Source organism: Streptomyces sp. FXJ1.172, from assembly GCF_001636945.3.
Taxonomy (GTDB): domain Bacteria; phylum Actinomycetota; class Actinomycetes; order Streptomycetales; family Streptomycetaceae; genus Streptomyces.
Window position 1 is genome coordinate 8061773 of sequence record NZ_CP119133.2, and the last position, 15588, is coordinate 8077360.

13 protein-coding genes and 1 pseudogene are annotated in these 15588 nt (G+C 72.6%); 9 read left to right on the plus strand and 5 right to left on the minus strand.

Translation table 11 applies throughout. The annotated features are described in order from the left end of the window. Positions 1-3 precede the first annotated feature (3 nt). The 3 genes from A6P39_RS36430 to A6P39_RS36440 all read left to right on the plus strand — a co-directional run bounded on the left by A6P39_RS36430 (position 4) and on the right by A6P39_RS36440 (position 4360). Complete coding sequence (locus tag A6P39_RS36430; protein ID WP_067051951.1) at positions 4-1629, plus strand: AMP-binding protein; 1626 nt, start codon at positions 4-6, stop codon at positions 1627-1629. Positions 1630-1717: 88 nt separating this feature from the next. Further along, entirely contained in the window at positions 1718-3571 is a 1854-nt protein-coding gene (locus A6P39_RS36435) for an acyl-CoA dehydrogenase (protein WP_067051949.1), read from the plus strand. A gap of 114 nt (positions 3572-3685) precedes the next feature. Further along, positions 3686-4360 (plus strand): ankyrin repeat domain-containing protein, encoded by a 675-nt coding sequence (locus tag A6P39_RS36440; RefSeq protein WP_079133641.1) that lies wholly within the window; start codon positions 3686-3688, stop codon positions 4358-4360. A gap of 7 nt (positions 4361-4367) precedes the next feature. On the opposite strand, the gene A6P39_RS36445 is transcribed toward A6P39_RS36440, so the two are convergent. After that, the gene (locus A6P39_RS36445; protein ID WP_067051947.1) at positions 4368-5441 is read right to left on the minus strand and encodes an NAD(+)/NADH kinase; all 1074 of its coding nucleotides are present in this window, start codon (positions 5439-5441) and stop codon (positions 4368-4370) included. A 446-nt stretch (positions 5442-5887) separates the two neighbouring features. On the opposite strand from A6P39_RS36445, the gene A6P39_RS36450 reads away from it, so the two are divergent. The 4 genes and pseudogenes from A6P39_RS36450 (at position 5888) to pqqB (ending at position 9873) form a co-directional block, all read left to right on the plus strand. Continuing rightward, positions 5888-7576, plus strand: a complete 1689-nt coding sequence (locus A6P39_RS36450) for a purine-cytosine permease family protein (protein ID WP_067051945.1) — start codon at positions 5888-5890, stop codon at positions 7574-7576. A gap of 90 nt (positions 7577-7666) precedes the next feature. Further along, positions 7667-7978: pseudogene (locus A6P39_RS36455) on the plus strand (isochorismatase family protein); the annotation flags it as partial. A 406-nt stretch (positions 7979-8384) separates the two neighbouring features. Then, positions 8385-8786 carry an SseB family protein gene (locus A6P39_RS36460; RefSeq protein WP_067051941.1) on the plus strand — a complete coding sequence of 134 codons (402 nt, stop codon included), beginning with the start codon at positions 8385-8387 and terminating at the stop codon, positions 8784-8786. A 196-nt stretch (positions 8787-8982) separates the two neighbouring features. Next, entirely contained in the window at positions 8983-9873 is an 891-nt protein-coding gene (gene pqqB, locus A6P39_RS36465; protein WP_067051939.1) for a pyrroloquinoline quinone biosynthesis protein PqqB, read from the plus strand. Here pqqB and A6P39_RS36470 read toward each other — a convergent pair. The 4 genes from A6P39_RS36470 to A6P39_RS36485 form a co-directional block, all read right to left on the minus strand. Further along, entirely contained in the window at positions 9870-10295 is a 426-nt protein-coding gene (locus A6P39_RS36470; protein ID WP_067051937.1) for a MarR family winged helix-turn-helix transcriptional regulator, read from the minus strand. The genes pqqB and A6P39_RS36470 overlap by 4 nt on opposite strands. A 73-nt stretch (positions 10296-10368) precedes the next feature. Then, positions 10369-10719: a VOC family protein gene (locus A6P39_RS36475; protein ID WP_067051935.1), complete on the minus strand. Its 351-nt coding sequence runs from the start codon at positions 10717-10719 to the stop codon at positions 10369-10371. 118 nt (positions 10720-10837) lie between these two features. Next, positions 10838-13150, minus strand: a complete 2313-nt coding sequence (locus A6P39_RS36480) for an ABC transporter permease (protein ID WP_067051933.1) — start codon at positions 13148-13150, stop codon at positions 10838-10840. Next, on the minus strand, positions 13147-13854 hold the full coding sequence (locus tag A6P39_RS36485; protein WP_067051931.1) for an ABC transporter ATP-binding protein: 708 nt from the start codon (positions 13852-13854) through the stop codon (positions 13147-13149). The genes A6P39_RS36480 and A6P39_RS36485 overlap by 4 nt, the downstream gene beginning before the upstream one ends. Before the next feature lie 140 nt (positions 13855-13994). Here A6P39_RS36485 and A6P39_RS36490 point away from each other — a divergent pair, with 140 nt between their 5' ends. Together A6P39_RS36490 and A6P39_RS36495 are read left to right on the plus strand one after the other, a co-directional pair. Beyond that, positions 13995-14840, plus strand: a complete 846-nt coding sequence (locus A6P39_RS36490; RefSeq protein ID WP_067051929.1) for a sensor histidine kinase — start codon at positions 13995-13997, stop codon at positions 14838-14840. Then, positions 14837-15565 (plus strand): response regulator, encoded by a 729-nt coding sequence (locus A6P39_RS36495; RefSeq protein WP_067051927.1) that lies wholly within the window; start codon positions 14837-14839, stop codon positions 15563-15565. The genes A6P39_RS36490 and A6P39_RS36495 overlap by 4 nt, the downstream gene beginning before the upstream one ends. Positions 15566-15588 lie beyond the last annotated feature (23 nt).

Here is a 15588-nt window from a genome sequence, read left to right on the forward strand (position 1 = left end):
CACATGGAGTTCTTCAACGCCCTGACCAACGGCTCCTCGCACGGCGTGCTGCACGAGTGGAACGGCGAGGAGTTCGACCACACTCCATGGCGCGAGGTGGTCAAGGACGCCCACGCGATGGCCGTCGGGCTGCGCTCCCTCGGGGTGCGGCCCGGCACCCGGGTCGCCTGCATCCTCACCAACACCCCCGACACGGTCCGCGGCCTGCTCGCGGTCTGGCTCGCGGGCGGCGCGGTGGCCTCCCTTCCGCTGCCCACCCGGGGCCAGAGCCACGAGGCGTACGGCGAGCAGCTCGTCGCCCTCGCGGCGCGACTGGACCCGACGCTGCTGCTCGTCGACGAGTGGCTGACCGCGATGGTCCCGCAGGAGCTGGCCGGGCAGGTCCCGGTCCACGGCTTCTCGGCGCTGCGCCGCGGCGGGCACATCGAACCGAGCCCGCCGGGCCGGGACGACCTGGCCTTCATCCAGTACTCGTCCGGATCCACCAGCACACCCAAGGGGTGTGCGCTCACGACCCGCGCCATCGAACAGCAGCTGCAGATCATCCTGCACCTGACGGGCGGCCGCCCGGGTGCGGACACCGTGGCCTCCTGGCTGCCGCTCTCGCACGACATGGGCATGTTCGGCTGCCTGCTGTACTCGTGGGCGTACGACTTCGACTTCGTGCTGTCCTCGCCCGACCGGTTCGGGATGGCACCGCGGACGTGGTTCCGCGACATGTCGGAGTACGAGGCGACGATGACGGCGGGCACGAGCACCGCCGTGTATCTCGCGGCCCGGGCGCAGGGCCGGGGCTCGCTGCCGAAGGAGCTGAAACTGCGGGCCGCCGTGATCGGCGCCGAGCGCGTCGACTGGGACACGCTGGCCCGGGCGACACAGACCTTCCGCCCCTTCGGCCTGACCGACACGGCGTTCCAGCCGGCCTACGGCATGGCCGAGGCCACGCTGGCGGTGACCGGCAAACCCTGGGCGCAGGCCCCCAGGGCGCTCGCGTTCGACGGCCCCGCGCTCGTGGAGGGCACGGTGACCGAGGTCCCGGCGGACCACCCGAAGGCCACCTTGCTGGTCTCCAACGGCCCGGCGCTGCCCGGGGTGCGCGTCAGGGCCGGGGCGGCCGGGGGAGTCGCGGAGATCCAGGTGGCCTCGCCCAGCCTGGCCTCCGGCTACCACGCCGACCCGGAGCGCACCGCCGCCCGGTTCCAGGACGGCTGGCTGCACACCGGCGACCTGGGCTTCGTCCACGGCGACGAGCTGTATGTCCTCGGCCGCGCCGACGACATGCTCTCGGTGGGCGGACGCAAGGTGTACGCCTCCGAGATCGAGTCGGCCGTCGACGGCCTCAGGAACATACGCAAGGGGTGCGCGGCCGTCGTCGACGCGAGCGACGCCGGCGTGACCCGGCTGGTGCTGATGGTGGAGCCGCAGGGCAACCCCCGCGACTACCGGCCCATCGCCGAGGAGGCGGCGTCACTGGCCATGGCGAAGGCCGGTGTCGCGCTCGCGGAGTGCCTGTTCCTGCCGCGCGGGGTGCTTCCGAAGACGCCCAGCGGCAAGATCCAGCGCTTCCGGTGCCGGGCGCTGCTCGCCACGGAGGGCTTCGCCCCCGTGGCCCGGGTGACCTTCGCCTGACCGGCGTGCCCGCGGGGGCCCGCCCGGCCGGGCCCCCGCACCCCTGGGCGCACCACGCCCATCCGTGCCACCAAGGAGACAACCACTGATGAGCCACTACCGGTCGAACCTGACAGACCTGGAGTTCACCCTCTTCGAGGTGTTCGGCAGGGCGGAGGCGTACGGCCGGGGCGTGTTCGCGAGCACCGGCACGGAGGCCGCCCGCGACCTGCTCGCCGAGGTGGAGCGGCTGGCCGTGGAGCAACTCGCCGACGCCGCCGTCGACGCGGACCGCACCCCGCCCGTGTACGACCCCGAGAGCCGCTCGGTGACGGTGCCGGACTCCTTCCGCAAGGCCTACCGCGCCTGGATGGACTCCGGCTGGTACCTGGCCGACCTGCCTGCCTCGCTCGGCGGCGCGGACATACCGCCGTCCCTGCACTGGGCCATGGCGGAACTGGTGCTCGGGGCCAATCCGGCGCTGTACATGTACCAGTCGGTCGGCGGCTTCGCGAAGATCATCGACCGGCTCGGGACGGTCGCGCAGCGGCCATGGGCGCGGCACATCGTCGAGCGGCAGTGGGGCGCGACCATGTGCCTCACCGAGCCGGGTGCGGGCAGTGACGTGGGCGCGGGGCGGACCAAGGCCGTACGGCAGGCCGACGGCAGCTGGCACCTCACGGGCGTGAAGCGGTTCATCACCTCCGGCGAGCACGATCTCGCCGAGAACATCGTGCATTTCGTGCTGGCGCGCCCCGAGGGCCACGGCCCCGGCACCAAGGGCCTCTCGCTCTTCCTCGTGCCGAAGTTCCACGTGGCCGACTGGGCCACCGGTGAACTCGGCGCCCGCAACGGGGTGTTCGCGACCGCCCTCGAGGACAAGATGGGCCTGAAGGCGTCGGCCACCTGCGAGCTGGCCTTCGGCGACGGGACGACGCCCGCGGTCGGCTGGCTCCTCGGCGAGGTCCACGACGGCATCCGGCAGATGTTCCACATCATCGAGCAGGCCCGGATGATCATCGGGACCAAGTCGATGGCCGCCCTGTCGACCGGCTACCTCAACGCCCTGGAATACGCCAAGGTCCGCACCCAGGGCCCGGACCTGACCGGCATCGCCGACAAGACGGCCGCGCGCGTCCCCATCCTGCGCCACCCCGACGTCCGGCGCACCCTCCTGCTCCAGAAGGGGTACGCGGAGGGGCTGCGGGCCCTCGTCCTGTACGCCGCCACCGTGCAGGACCGGATCGCGACGGCGGACGCCGCGGGCGAGCCCGACGAGGACGCGGCGGCCCGCAACGACCTGTTGCTGCCGATCGTGAAGGGCTACGCCTCCGAGACGGCCTGCGCGCAGCTGGGACACGCGCTGCAGACCATCGGCGGCTCGGGCTACCTGCGGGACTTCCCGCTGGAGCAGTACATCCGCGACACCCGCATCGACACCCTGTACGAGGGCACGACCGCGATCCAGGGCATGGACCTCTTCTTCCGGAAGATCGTCCGGGACCAGGGCCGGGCGCTCGGCGCGCTGCTCGCCGAGGTGGACGAGACGGCGGCGGACGGCGCGGCCGGCGACGAACTGGCCGCGGAACGCGCCCTGCTGGCCGAGTCGTCCGCCCATGTCAGGTCGATGGCGGCCGGTCTCGGCGACCGGCTCCTGGCGTCACTGGACGAGCCGACGGCCATCTACCAGGTGGGCCGCAACACCACGCGGCTGCTGATGGCGGCCGGTGACGTGCTGGTGGCCTGGCTGCTGCTGAAGCAGGCCACGGTGGCGGCGGACCGCCTGGCCGAGGCGCGGCGCGGTGCCGTACGCACGCCCGGTGCCCGACTCGCCTTCTACCGCGGAAAGATCGCGACCGCGCGGTTCTTCGCCCGGGAGGTCCTTCCGCTCGTCGCGGCGCACCGGAGCATCGCCGAACGCACGGACCCGGTACTCATGGAAGTGGCGGAGGACAGCTGGTAGGTCTCGAGCGGGTCAGCGACGGACAGGCTTGCTCACCGCCGGCACGGTGAGCACACCGTGACCGGTGCCCGTCGAAGTGGCGCGGAGGAACAGGTCGTTCCTACACTCGCCCGCGTGGAACATGAGCGCGTCGTGGAATGGGACGGCATCACCCGCCGGTCGAGCCTGAAGGAGAAGTACGCGGCACTGCGTGACCAGTTGGCCGATGCGGCGCGGGACGGCGACTGGCGGACCGTTCTGCGGGTCCTCGACGAGCACCCCTCCTGGGTCAACACCGCGCGGCTGGAGGGCCGTAGCGGCTACACGCCCCTGCACCAGGCGGCCTGGCACGGCGCCCCCGCCGAGACGGTCGGGCGCATGCTGGAGGCCGGCGGCTGGCGGACGCTGCGGGCCGGCGACGGAGCCCGCGCCGTGGACATCGCCGCACAGCGCGGCCACCACCACATCACGGCCCTGCTGTGCCCGGAGATCCGGCACCCCCTGCCCGCCGACGTGGCCGGCCGCCTCCAGTACCACCTGCACCGGCTGATCCGGCACCGGGCGGGCGCGGGGGACGGCCCGGACCTCGCCACCCGGCAGGAGATGCGGCTGCCGGAGGTGGAGGTGCTGACCGAACTGCCGTACCCGGCCTGCTGGTTCCCCGTGCCCGGCATGTACGGGGGCTTCAAGATCCGCCTGAGCCGTGGCCGGCTGACCGTGGACAGCTGGATCCGCATCGTGGGCGGCTCGGAACGGACCGACACGGTGACCGTCGACGGGGTGAGCGTCCAGGAGGGCGGGCAGCTGTGACGTCCGGTCAGGAACGCCCTGGCTCGTCGTCGGGCGCCGGGGGCAGCGCGAGGTGGGCCAGGTCGGCCGGCCGGGGCGTGGTCACCGGCCACAGGGGAGCGGCCTCCCCGTCGGCGAGCGCGGCCGGGGCGTCGGTGAGGTTCATGCGCTCGCGCAGCCGGCCGTAGAAGTCCGTCGGGCCCAGCCGTACGGCCTTGAGCCGGCGGGGCGCGGCGTACACACCGATCCAGTCCCCGGGGCTCAGCACACCGCGCAGCTGGCCGTCGATGCTGACCGCGGCCTGGCCCGACCGGTCCAGCACCCGCAGTGCGACGGGCTCGTCGGGGGCGGCCACGACCGAGCGGTTGAAGACCATGTGCGGGGCGACCGGCGTGAAGACCAGGCCCTCCGCGCGCGGCGAGACGACCGGGCCGCCCGCGGCGAAGCTGTACGCCGTGGAGCCCGTCGGCGTGGCCACCAGCAGCGCGTCGGCCGAGTAGCAGGCCAGCAGCCGCCCCGCCAGATACACGCCGACCGACACCTGCCGGTCCCGGGCCAGTTTCTCCAGGACGACGTCGTTCAGCGCCGTGACGTTCAGGGCGACACCCCACTCGTCGCCCGTCTCGCACTCGGCGCGCACCCGGGGCGGCGGCAGCATCGGACCGCGCCCGTACCGCAGCAGCACCTCCATCTGCGCGGGCACCTCGAGCCGGCAGGACGCGCGCATGGTCAGCAGTATCCGGCTCTCAACGGTGATCCGTCCGTCCTGCACGGCGTCCAGTGCCGCGTGCACCGCGGTGACGGGAACCTCGGTCAGGAACCCGACCCGGCCGAGGTCGACACCGAGGACCAGGGCGTCGTGCTCGGCCGCGAGCCGGGCACCGCGCAGAAAGGTGCCGTCGCCGCCGAGGGTGACGATGAGGTCCGGATCGCCCGCGGCCTCGACCTCCTCCAGCGCGCTGTGCCGCGAACCCTCCTGCCACACGTCGATGTCGGCGCATCCCACGGCGTGCTCGGCACACCACGCGCGTACGGCCCGTGCCGCGACGACGGCCTCGGCCCGCCCGCCGTGCACCACCAGCCCGACCCGGTTCACCGTCATACCCGCCTCCCGGCCGCCTGCCTGAGACCGCCATCCTCACCGCGCACCCCGCCCCAGCGGCACACGCCACGCCGTCGGATCCGGCGCCCGGCGGCCCGCCGTCACACCTGGGCAGGGGCGCCTCGCAGCCGCGCGTGGCCGCCGGGCGGGTGCCCGGGCGGCCCGAAGGCGCGGTGGAAGACGCCGGTCGCCCTGATGCCGGCGCCGAGCCGGCTGCTCCTGCGCACCCTCCCCGAGCCCGACACGACACCCCACGGCCCGAGCCCGGCACCCCCTCGGCGCCAAGGATCCGGCCCCATACCCAGCGCGCCGGTGACCAGCGCCTGTCCGCCGCATCCGGTGCGCCGTCGTAAAGCCGGTGAAACGGCGGAGCAACAGCGTGCCGCCACCCTTCCCTGCAATGCCCCGGGGCCGCCCGGGGCGCACCACAGGAGGAGGGAGCAACCGTGACGGACACCGTCGACCACGAGGCGCCGCCGGCCGCGGGCACCCGCACGTACAACGGGTGGGCGCGCAACGACACGCTGGAGGACTACTCGCTGCGCTACGCGCCCAAGTCCTTCCGCCGCTGGACGCCGTACGTGGTGGCCACCACGGCCCTCGGCGGGATCGCCTACCTCGCGGACTTCGCCATCGGCGGCTCGATCGCCGTCTCCCACGGCTTCGCGAGCGCCCTGGCGGCCATCCTGACCGCGGCGGCCGTCATCTTCCTGACCGGCATCCCGATCGCGTACTACTCGGCCAAGTACTCCATCGACATGGACCTGTTGACCCGGGGCGCCGGATTCGGCTACCTGGGCTCGACGCTGACCTCGGTGATCTACGCCAGCTTCACCTTCATCTTCTTCGCCCTCGAAGGCTCCATCATGGCGCAGGCCCTCCAACTCGGCCTGCACGTCCCGCTCGCCGCCGGCTATCTCGTGTGCTCGCTGATCATCCTGCCGCTCGTCGTGTACGGCATGACCGCCCTGTCGAAGATGCAGGTGTGGACGCAGCCGGTCTGGCTGGTGCTGATGGTCGCGCCGTTCGTGTCCATCGCCGTCCAGGAGCCGGGTAAATTCGCCGAGTTCACGCACTTCGCGGGTGACTCGCCCACGGGGCCGGGCATCAGCGTGCTCGGGGTGGGGGCGGGCGCGGGCGTCGCGCTGTCGCTGATCGCGCAGATCGGGGAGCAGGTCGACTATCTGCGTTTCATGCCCGACAGGACGGCCGAGAACGGCAGGCAGTGGTGGACGGCGGTGCTCGGCGCCGGACCCGGCTGGGTGGTGCTCGGCGCACTGAAGCAGATCGGTGGCGCCTTCCTCGCCTTCTCCATCGCCTCGAGCGTCGGCCTGGCCAAGGCGAACGAGCCGATCCAGCAGTACGTCCACGGGTTCCGCACGTTCGCCGCGCCCGTCGCCCTGGGACTGGCCACCTTCTTCGTCATCCTGTCCCAGATAAAGATCAACTCGACGAACGCGTACTCCGGTTCGCTGTCCTGGTCGAACTTCTTCTCCCGGCTGACGCACCGTCACCCGGGCCGCGTGGTCTACATCTTCCTCAACGTCGGTATCGCCCTGGCCCTGATGGAGGGAGGCGTCTTCGGCTTCCTCAACACCGTTCTCGGCTTCTACTCCAACGTGGCGATCGCCTGGATCGGCGCGGTCGTGGCCGACCTCGTCATCAACAAGCCGCTGAAGCTGAGCCCGTCGTACATCGAGTTCAAGCGGGCGCATCTGCACCACTTCAACCCGGTCGGCTTCGGCTCGATGCTGATCGCGTCGGCGGTCTCCATCGCCGCCTACTTCGATGCCTTCGGGGCCTACGGCAAGGCGTTCTCGCCGTTCATCGCGCTGTTCCTGGCCATGGTGCTCTCGCCGCTGTTCGCCGTGCTCACCCGGGGCCGCTACTACCTCGCCCGCGTGGACGGCCTGTCCGAGCCCCCGCTCGGGCCCGACGGACTGCCCTCGGCGGCCACCCTGACCTGCTCGGTGTGCGCGACCGGCTTCGAACGGCCCGACATGGCCGGCTGCCCCTTCCACCGGGGTGCGATCTGCTCGCTGTGCTGCAGCCTGGAGAAGAACTGCCACGACTCCTGCAAGCGCACGGGCGCAACGGGCCTGGTCGCCCTGCCCCTGCCCACCGTCCGCGATTGACGCTCCCGGTGCCCCGGCCCGGCGTGATCCGGACACGTCCAGACAGGCAGGGCAGGCGGCTCGGCGATGACGCGCCCGAAGGATCCCGCCTTCGCGCTCCAGCCTCCGAAGGCCGGACTCTGGGAGCTGGACGGCGAGTTCGCCCGCCACGCGGACCACGTCCTGGACGCCTCCACCTTCGGCAAGTGGACCCCGGAACTCGCCGCCCGCCCGGACCCCGGCGACCGTCTGGTCCTGGCCGGTGTCAGCACCGACTGCTGTGTGCCCTCCACCGCCCTGGCCGCCGCCGACGCCTGCGCGGGCGACGACTCCCATCTCAAGGCCCTGCAGGTGATGGACCTGCACCGGCCGCTGATCCGGGGCACCACCGTCACCGGCCTGCTCGCGGAGCCCGGGCCGTGACCGGCGTCCCGCCGGGGCACCGGCGGATCGGCCGGATCCCCGCCGAGGGGATCGCACCGGCAACCGGCCGCTGACCGACTGCCTGGCGACCGGCTGCCTGGCCACCGACCGTCCGGCGACCGACCGTCCGGCGTACACGCCCTCGCCCAGGGCTTCCGCGTCAGCCGTACGACCGTCCGGCCGGCCCTCGCCGAGCCGACCGAGGCGGGCCGGGCCCTGCCTGACCACCACCCGCACCGGCGAAGGCTCCTTCGGCCGGGTGCGCTGCCAGGGGCACGCACACGCGGTCACCAGACCTGCCCGTGATCCTCACGCATGCCCCGGACCCCAGCGGGTACGCGAGCCGGAGCACCCGGGCACGCATCCGCCCGGAAGTCGTGATACCGCAGCAACCTGGGGATCTGCCATGGAGACATCCGCAGCACACGAGGACCGGCCCACGCCGGCCCAGCAGGCGCTGGACGCGCTGACCGTGAACGCCGAGGACCAGGCCGCCCTGGACACCCTCGCCCACAGCGACGTGCTCGTCCCGGTGCCGGACGACGCGATCGACCAGGAGGGCGCCGAGACCTCCTCGGTGGCCCTGCCCGTCCTGGAACAGCCCGGAGGGGAACCGGTAGTCCCCGTGTTCACCACGGAGGGCGAGATGGCCGGCCTGCTCCCGTTCGTCTCGCGCTACCGCCTCGTCCCGCTGGGCGCACTTGCCGCACAGTGGCCCGAGGACGACCTGTCCCTGGCCATAGACGGCAGTTCCACGCACGCCCTGACCCTCACGTCACAGGGGGTACGAACGCTGCTGGCCCGTTGACCGACGCGCCCCAGGGGCGCGAGGAAACGGCGCGAGCAGCCGGAAACGAGTCCGCGCCCGCGCACGAAACCGACGACCCCACCTCTTCAGGCCCCCAAACGGCCGGAACTGCCCCCTGATCCAGGGTGGTCACACACCCCGCGATGGGAAGACCCCACCGGGAAACAGGTCCGGACGCGCGAAGGAGCCGATCGTCGTGAGGGTCGTCCTGCTGGGCACCGCCGCCGGGGGCGGCTTCCCGCAGTGGAACTGCGCATGCGAACTGTGCACGGCCGCCCGGGACGGCGAGCTGCCCTCCCGGACCCAGGAATGCGCCGCCGTCACGGGCAACGGCCGCGACTGGTGGCTGCTGAACGCCTCACCCGATCTGCGTGCCCAGCTGACCGCCACACCGGCGCTGCGGCCCGGGCCCGGCCCCCGGGACACGCCGCTGCGCGGTGTCCTGCTCACCGACGCCGAGGCCGACCATGTCACCGGCCTGGCCGAGCTGCGCGGAGCGGCGGGCCTGAAGATCTACGCGGCCCCGCCGGTCCGCGCCGTCCTCGCCCCGGCCCGCGCCGCCCTGGACCGGTACGCCCCCTGGGAGTGGGCGGACAGCCTGGCCGACGGCGGTTTCGTGCTGGCCGGCGGGCTGGTGGTCACCGCCCATCCGGTGGGCGCGAAGATCCCGAAGTACGTGCCGGCGCAGGTGCCGCCGCCCGCCGGCCCCTGGGTGACGGCGTACCGCGTGGAGGACCTGGCCAGTGGGGGAGTACTGGTGTACGCGCCCTGTGTGGCCAGCTGGAGCGAGGAGCTGGACGAGCTGTGCTCCGAGGCCGACTGCGTCCTGCTGGACGGCACCTTCTGCACGGCGGACGAAATGCGCGGTGCGGTGCGGTCCGGGGCAGGGCAGGCGGCCATGGGGCATCTTCCGGTCACGGGCCCGGACGGCTCACTCGCCGCCCTGGCCCGGCATCGCGGCGCGCGCCGGGTCTACACCCACCTCAACAACACCAACCCCCTGCTCGACCCGGCGTCACCGGCACGCGCGCGTGCCGCCGAGGAAGGGGTCGAGGTGCTGCCCGACGGGGCCGAGCTGGTGCTCTAGCCCTCGCGCAGTGTGCTGCCGCTCCAGCTCTCCTGCTCGGTCAGCATGCGCTCCAGCACCGCCCGCTGCAGCGGCAGCACCGCGGCGTGCAGCCTGCGGCCCCGGGGGGTGAGCGCCACCCACACCCCGCGCCGGTCCTCCGCACACACCGAGCGCTCGACCAGCCCGTCCTTCTCCAGCCGGCCGATCAGCCGGGACAGCGCGCTCTGGCTGAGATGGACCCGTCCGACCAGGTTGTGCACCCGGCAGTGGTCGCCCTGCGCGGGAGACTCGGCCGCCAGGATGTCCAGTACCTCGAAGTCGCTGGCGCCCAGCCCGTGCGGGTGCAGGGCCCGGTCGATCTCGCACATCGTGTGCGCGTGCACCGCGAGGATGCCCCGCCACCGTTCCTCGAGCCGGGTGTCGGCCGTCTTGACTGCCATACCCCGACCGTAGCACCGATCCGGCCAATCGTTGAGTGTGCAACTAGTTCGGGGTGTGGGTGGCGCGCGGGACTCAGGCGGCCGGGTCCTGGAGCAGACCGATCAGGTTGCCGTCGGGGTCCTTAACGGAGGCGATCAGCCGGCCGTTGCCCACGTCCCGGACGTCCTGGAGCACCTCCGCGCCCGCCTCCACCAGGGCCGCAAGGCGCTCCCGCAGGTCGGTGACGTGCCAGAACGGTACCGGCCCGGTCAGGCCCTGCGCGTGCCCGTTCGGGTCGAGACCGACGTCCTGCCCGGCGGCCTTGAACCCGATGTAGTACGGCTCGTCGGCATACGGCTCGACGCCCAGCAGGGCGGTGAACAGCGCCTTGGCGGCCTTCGGGTCCTTGACGGGGTAGATGATCGTCTGCACTCCGGCGGTCATGGGACTCTCCTTGTGAGGTGCGTGGCCCCGACGGTTCTCCGTCGGTGCACTTCACGCTAGGTCCGGGGAGCCCGCCTCGGCTTCTTCGATCCTGACCGGTTGCGGGCCCCCGGCGGCGCTATTCGTTGTGCAGCACCTCGGCGACGGTCAGGCGGGCCGCGCGCCGGGCGGGGACCAGCGCGCCCACCACGGCGATCACAACACCGGCCAGCGCCAGCTCCGCGAGCTGCGGCGCGTGCCAGACGTCCGTCATGTACGACGGCAGGGTGATGTCGATCCCCGCGGCCATTCGCGGGACGACCACCTCGTAGGCGGCGATGCCCAGCGGCACGCCCAGCACCGACCCGAGCGCGCCGAGCACCGCCATCGACGTCACCGTCATGACCGTCACCTGGCGCGGGGTCATCCCGATCGACTTCAGCATGCCGAGGTCGCGGCGCCGGTCGTGGGTGTTGAGCACGACCGTGTTGAACACGCCGAGGGAAGCGACGAGGGCCAGCATCAGGGTGAGGGCGGTCGCCGAGCCGTTGATCGTCCGGGTGATGGTGTTCGGGCCCTTCAGCTGCGTACTGAGCCCCTTGTCGAGGTCCCGGGCGGCGTGTGCGTACGCCGTCGGGTCCGCGCCCTTGCGCAGTTTGACGTGGTAGGCGATGGCCTTCCCGTCGGGGATCAGACCGGTGAAGGTCGCCCATGTGCCGGTGATCATCCGGTCGCTCGCCGAGGTCGTCTCACCGACCACGGTGATCTCCTCCTCATGGCCGCGATTGGCCAGCCGCAGATGGTCACCGATGCGCACACCTTTGCGGCGCAGCAGCGCCGAGCCGGCGACGACCTCTCCCTTGCGGTGCATCCAGCGGCCCCGGACGAGTACGTTCCCCAGGGGCAGATCCGGCCCGCGCCTGCCGTCGAGTGTGACCTTCTGCGCGGAGCCCACGACCAGGGCGTCCTCGTCCCCGCGGGCCGTCACCTGTGCCGCGCCCGGCAACGACCCCAGCAGCGACTGGAGTTCCCGGTCGCCGTGGACCGGCGCCACGATCTTGCCGTGCACGTCATTGCTCGCGTACACGGTGACGTCGAACGCGCCCTTGCCGCCGTCGCCGAAGCGGGTCATCGTCGCCCCGAGACCCGTCGCGAACGTCACCGTCGTCACCCCCAGGACCACCGCGGCCAGGGTGAGCCCGCTGCGCGCGGGCCGGGCGAACGGCAGCCCCGCCCCGAGGCTCACCGAACGCGGCAACCGCAGGCCCGCGAGCCGTCGTTGGATGCCGAGCGCCCGCCCGGCACGCGGTGCGCTGCCCGCGCTGATCGCCCGCGCCGCCGACAGCCGCCGGGCCCGCACGGACGGGCCGAGCGCGGCCAGCACACAGACCAGCGGCATGCCGGACAGGGCGAGTCCGTTCACCCAGGGCGCGATGCCGATCCTGTCGTGCAGCACACCCGAGTCCGGCCCCGTGAACACGAACTGGAAGAAGGGCTCGGCCAGCAGATTGCCGACGAGTGTGCCGAGCGCGCAGCCCAGCACGGCCGGCACGGAGACCATCACGAGATAGACGCCCAGCACCTGGGCCGGAGTGAACCCGAGGGCCTTGAGGATGCCGATGTGCCGGAAGCCCGACACCACCGCGCCGCCGACCACGTTCGCGACGATCAGCACCGCCACCAGGATCCCGAGGATGCCGAACGCCATGAGGTACGGGGCGTACGCGCGCGCGTTGCTGCCGATCCGGTCCCTGAGCGCCAGATAGTCGTGCGATCCGCTCAGCGAGCCCTTGGGCAGCCCCTCGGTCACCCGGGCCAGACCCGCACGCAGCGCGCTCTGTGAGGAGGCGTCCCGGAACCGGTACAACATCTGCGTGGTGTCCGGGTGCAGGGCCGCGATCTGGTCCGGGGCGACCCACACGTCCGCCGTGTGGCTCAGGTCGAAGGCGAATCCCACGATCGTCAGGGTCGGCCCGCCCGGCGGACGGAACTTCTTGCCGATGTCGTCACCGGTCCCGTCGGACTGCCGGTTGACGACCATCTCGCCCGGCCGGGCCGGCCACCGGCCCGCCCACAGGTCCGCCCGGCCCACCGCGCCGCCGGGACCGGAACGGCCCACGACCGTGATCTCGCCGCCGAGCCCCAACTCCTCCATGCTGCGCGGAATGTCCACCGTCGCCTGCGGGAAGGGGCCGGCCACCGCCTCCACTCCGGGCTGCTTCGCGGCTCGTTGCACCTGCGCGTCCGTCACCTTGCCCGGATCGAACTCGGCGACCACATGCGGCCCGCGCTGGGCAGCGAAGACATGGTCGAAGGGCTCCGACGCCGCGTCCACGAGCCCGAGCGCGACCACGATCGACCCCGTCGACACCAGCGTGACCAGCCAGATCACCAGCGTCTGAAGTCTCCGCCTGCGCACGGCCGCCCGCGCGGCCTTCCACACCGCCCTCATGCCGAGGGCTCCAGGGCGTGCTCACCGGTGATCCGGCCGTCGGCCAGCTGCACCAGCCGGCTCGCACAGCGCTGCGCAAGACGCTCGTCGTGCGTGACGATGACGAGGGTCTGCCCGATCTGGTTCAGGTCGATCAGCAGGTCCATCACCTGTTCCCCGGCCCGGCTGTCCAGCGCGCCGGTCGGCTCGTCGGCCAGCAGCAGCGCGGGCCGGTTCATCAACGCCCGTGCGACGGCGACACGTTGCCGCTCGCCACCGCTGAGCACCGCGGGGTAGGCGTTGCGCCGGTCCGCGATGCCGAGCTCCTCGAACAGCTCCAGCGCCCGCCGCCGCGCCTGCCGGGCCGGAGTGCCGGTCAACTGGGCGGCCAGCGCCACGTTGTCCAGGGCCGACAGGTCGTCGATGAGGTTGAAGAACTGGAAGATCATGCCGATCCGGCGCCGCCGGTACAGTGCGAGCCCCTTCTCGCTCAACTCCCCGACGTCCTCGCCATGTACGACGACACGGCCGGCCGTCGGCCGGTCGAGGCCGGCGATCATGTTGAGCAGCGTGGACTTGCCGCACCCCGAGGGCCCCATCACCGCGACCGCGTCCCCGGCCCGGATCCCCAGCGACACCCCGTCGAGCGCGACCGTCTCGCCGTACTCCTTGCGCACCCCGTCGAGCCGTACGACGGGGTCTTCCGTTCTCACCTCAGTGACCATGGGCAGGACGCTAGACGGACGGCCACGGCCGGGACATCCCTCCCCGGGTGGCATCGGCGGGCGCGCCTCATCCTGGGGATGCAGAGCGCTGAATCCCCAGGTCGATGCGGATGTCAGTGCCGTCTGCGACCATGAACGGCATGGGGGAGTACGACGTGATGACGACGGCGCTCGCGGTGGCGTGCACGGCCGTTCTCGGACTGACGGCGGCGCTGGTGCGCACCCGGCGCCGCTGGCGGACGGCGATCGGCGAGCGCGGCTGGCTGCTGGAGCGCGAGCGGGAGAGCGCCACCGAGGCAGCGGTCGCGGCCGAACGTGACCGGATCGCCCGTGAGTTGCACGACATCGTCAGCCACAACGTCAGCCTGATGGTCGTCCAGGCGAGCGCCGCGCGCGAAGTGCTGGGCACCATGCCGGACGAGGCCGCGACCGCGCTCAGAGCCGTCGAGGACGCCGGGCGGGGTGCGATGACCGACCTCAGACACCTGCTGGGCCTGCTGGCACCCGCCCAGGACGGCACCGACACCGGCCCGGCACCTGACGCCGACAGGGCGAGCACGCCGCTGGCCCCGCAGCCCGGCCTCGACCGGCTCGGCCCGCTGGTGGACCGGATATCGTTCGCGGGACTCCCCGTCGAGGTCCGCGTCTCGGGCGACCCGCGCCCGCTGCCGCAGGGCATCGACGTGACCGCCTACCGCATCATCCAGGAGGCCCTGACCAATGCGCTCCGGCACGGCGACGGCGGAAAGGCGGAGGTGAGCGTGCGCTACGCGGACCACGCCCTGCGGGTCGAGATCGTCGACACCGGCCCCAGCGTGTTCACCGGCAGCGGACCGGCCGCACCGAGACCCGCGGCCGACGGCACCGGCCGTGGCCTGCTCGGCCTGCGCGAGCGCGTCGCCGTCTACGGCGGCGACCTGGACGCCCGGCGCAGGCTCGGCGGAGGCTTCCGCGTCCGGGCCCGCATTCCGCTGGACCGGCCATGACCGCCGACGCGCCCGAGCGGGCGCCCCGGGTCCTGATCGCCGACGACCAGACACTGATCCGCACCGGCTTCCGGCTGATCCTCACCGCCCGGGGCATCGAGGTGGTGGGCGAGGCCGCGGACGGCGCCGAGGCGATCGCCGCGGCCCGGGAACTGCGCCCGGACGTCGTCCTGATGGACATCCGCATGCCGGTCATGGACGGACTGGAGGCCACCCGGCGCATCCTGGGGCGGATCCCCGACTGCCGGGTGCTCATGCTGACCACGTTCGACCTGGACCGCTATGTGTACGAGGCCCTGTCGATCGGCGCCAGCGGCTTCCTGCTCAAGGACGTCACCCCCGAGCACCTGGCGGCGGCCGTGCGCCTGGTCGGCACCGGCGACGCCCTGCTGGCACCGCAGATCACCCGGCGCCTGGTGGAGCGGTACGCGGCGGAGGCCGAGCGGACGGGCCAGGCCGCCGTGCCCGCCGACCTGGCCGCGCTCACGCCCCGCGAGCGCGAGGTCCTGACCCTGCTGGGCCGCGGCCTGTCCAACACCGAGCTGGCCACCGAACTGACCCTGAGCGAGGCCACGGTCAAGTCCCACGTGGCCCGCATCTTCGCCAAGCTGGGTCTGCGCGACCGCGCCCAGGCCGTCGTCCTCGCCTATGAAACGGGGCTGGTGGCGCCCCAAAGGGGCGCGGGGAGCGGCGCTACCGGCCCCAACGCTGCCGCAGACGCCTGACGATCCTTCCCGGCATCCCGGTG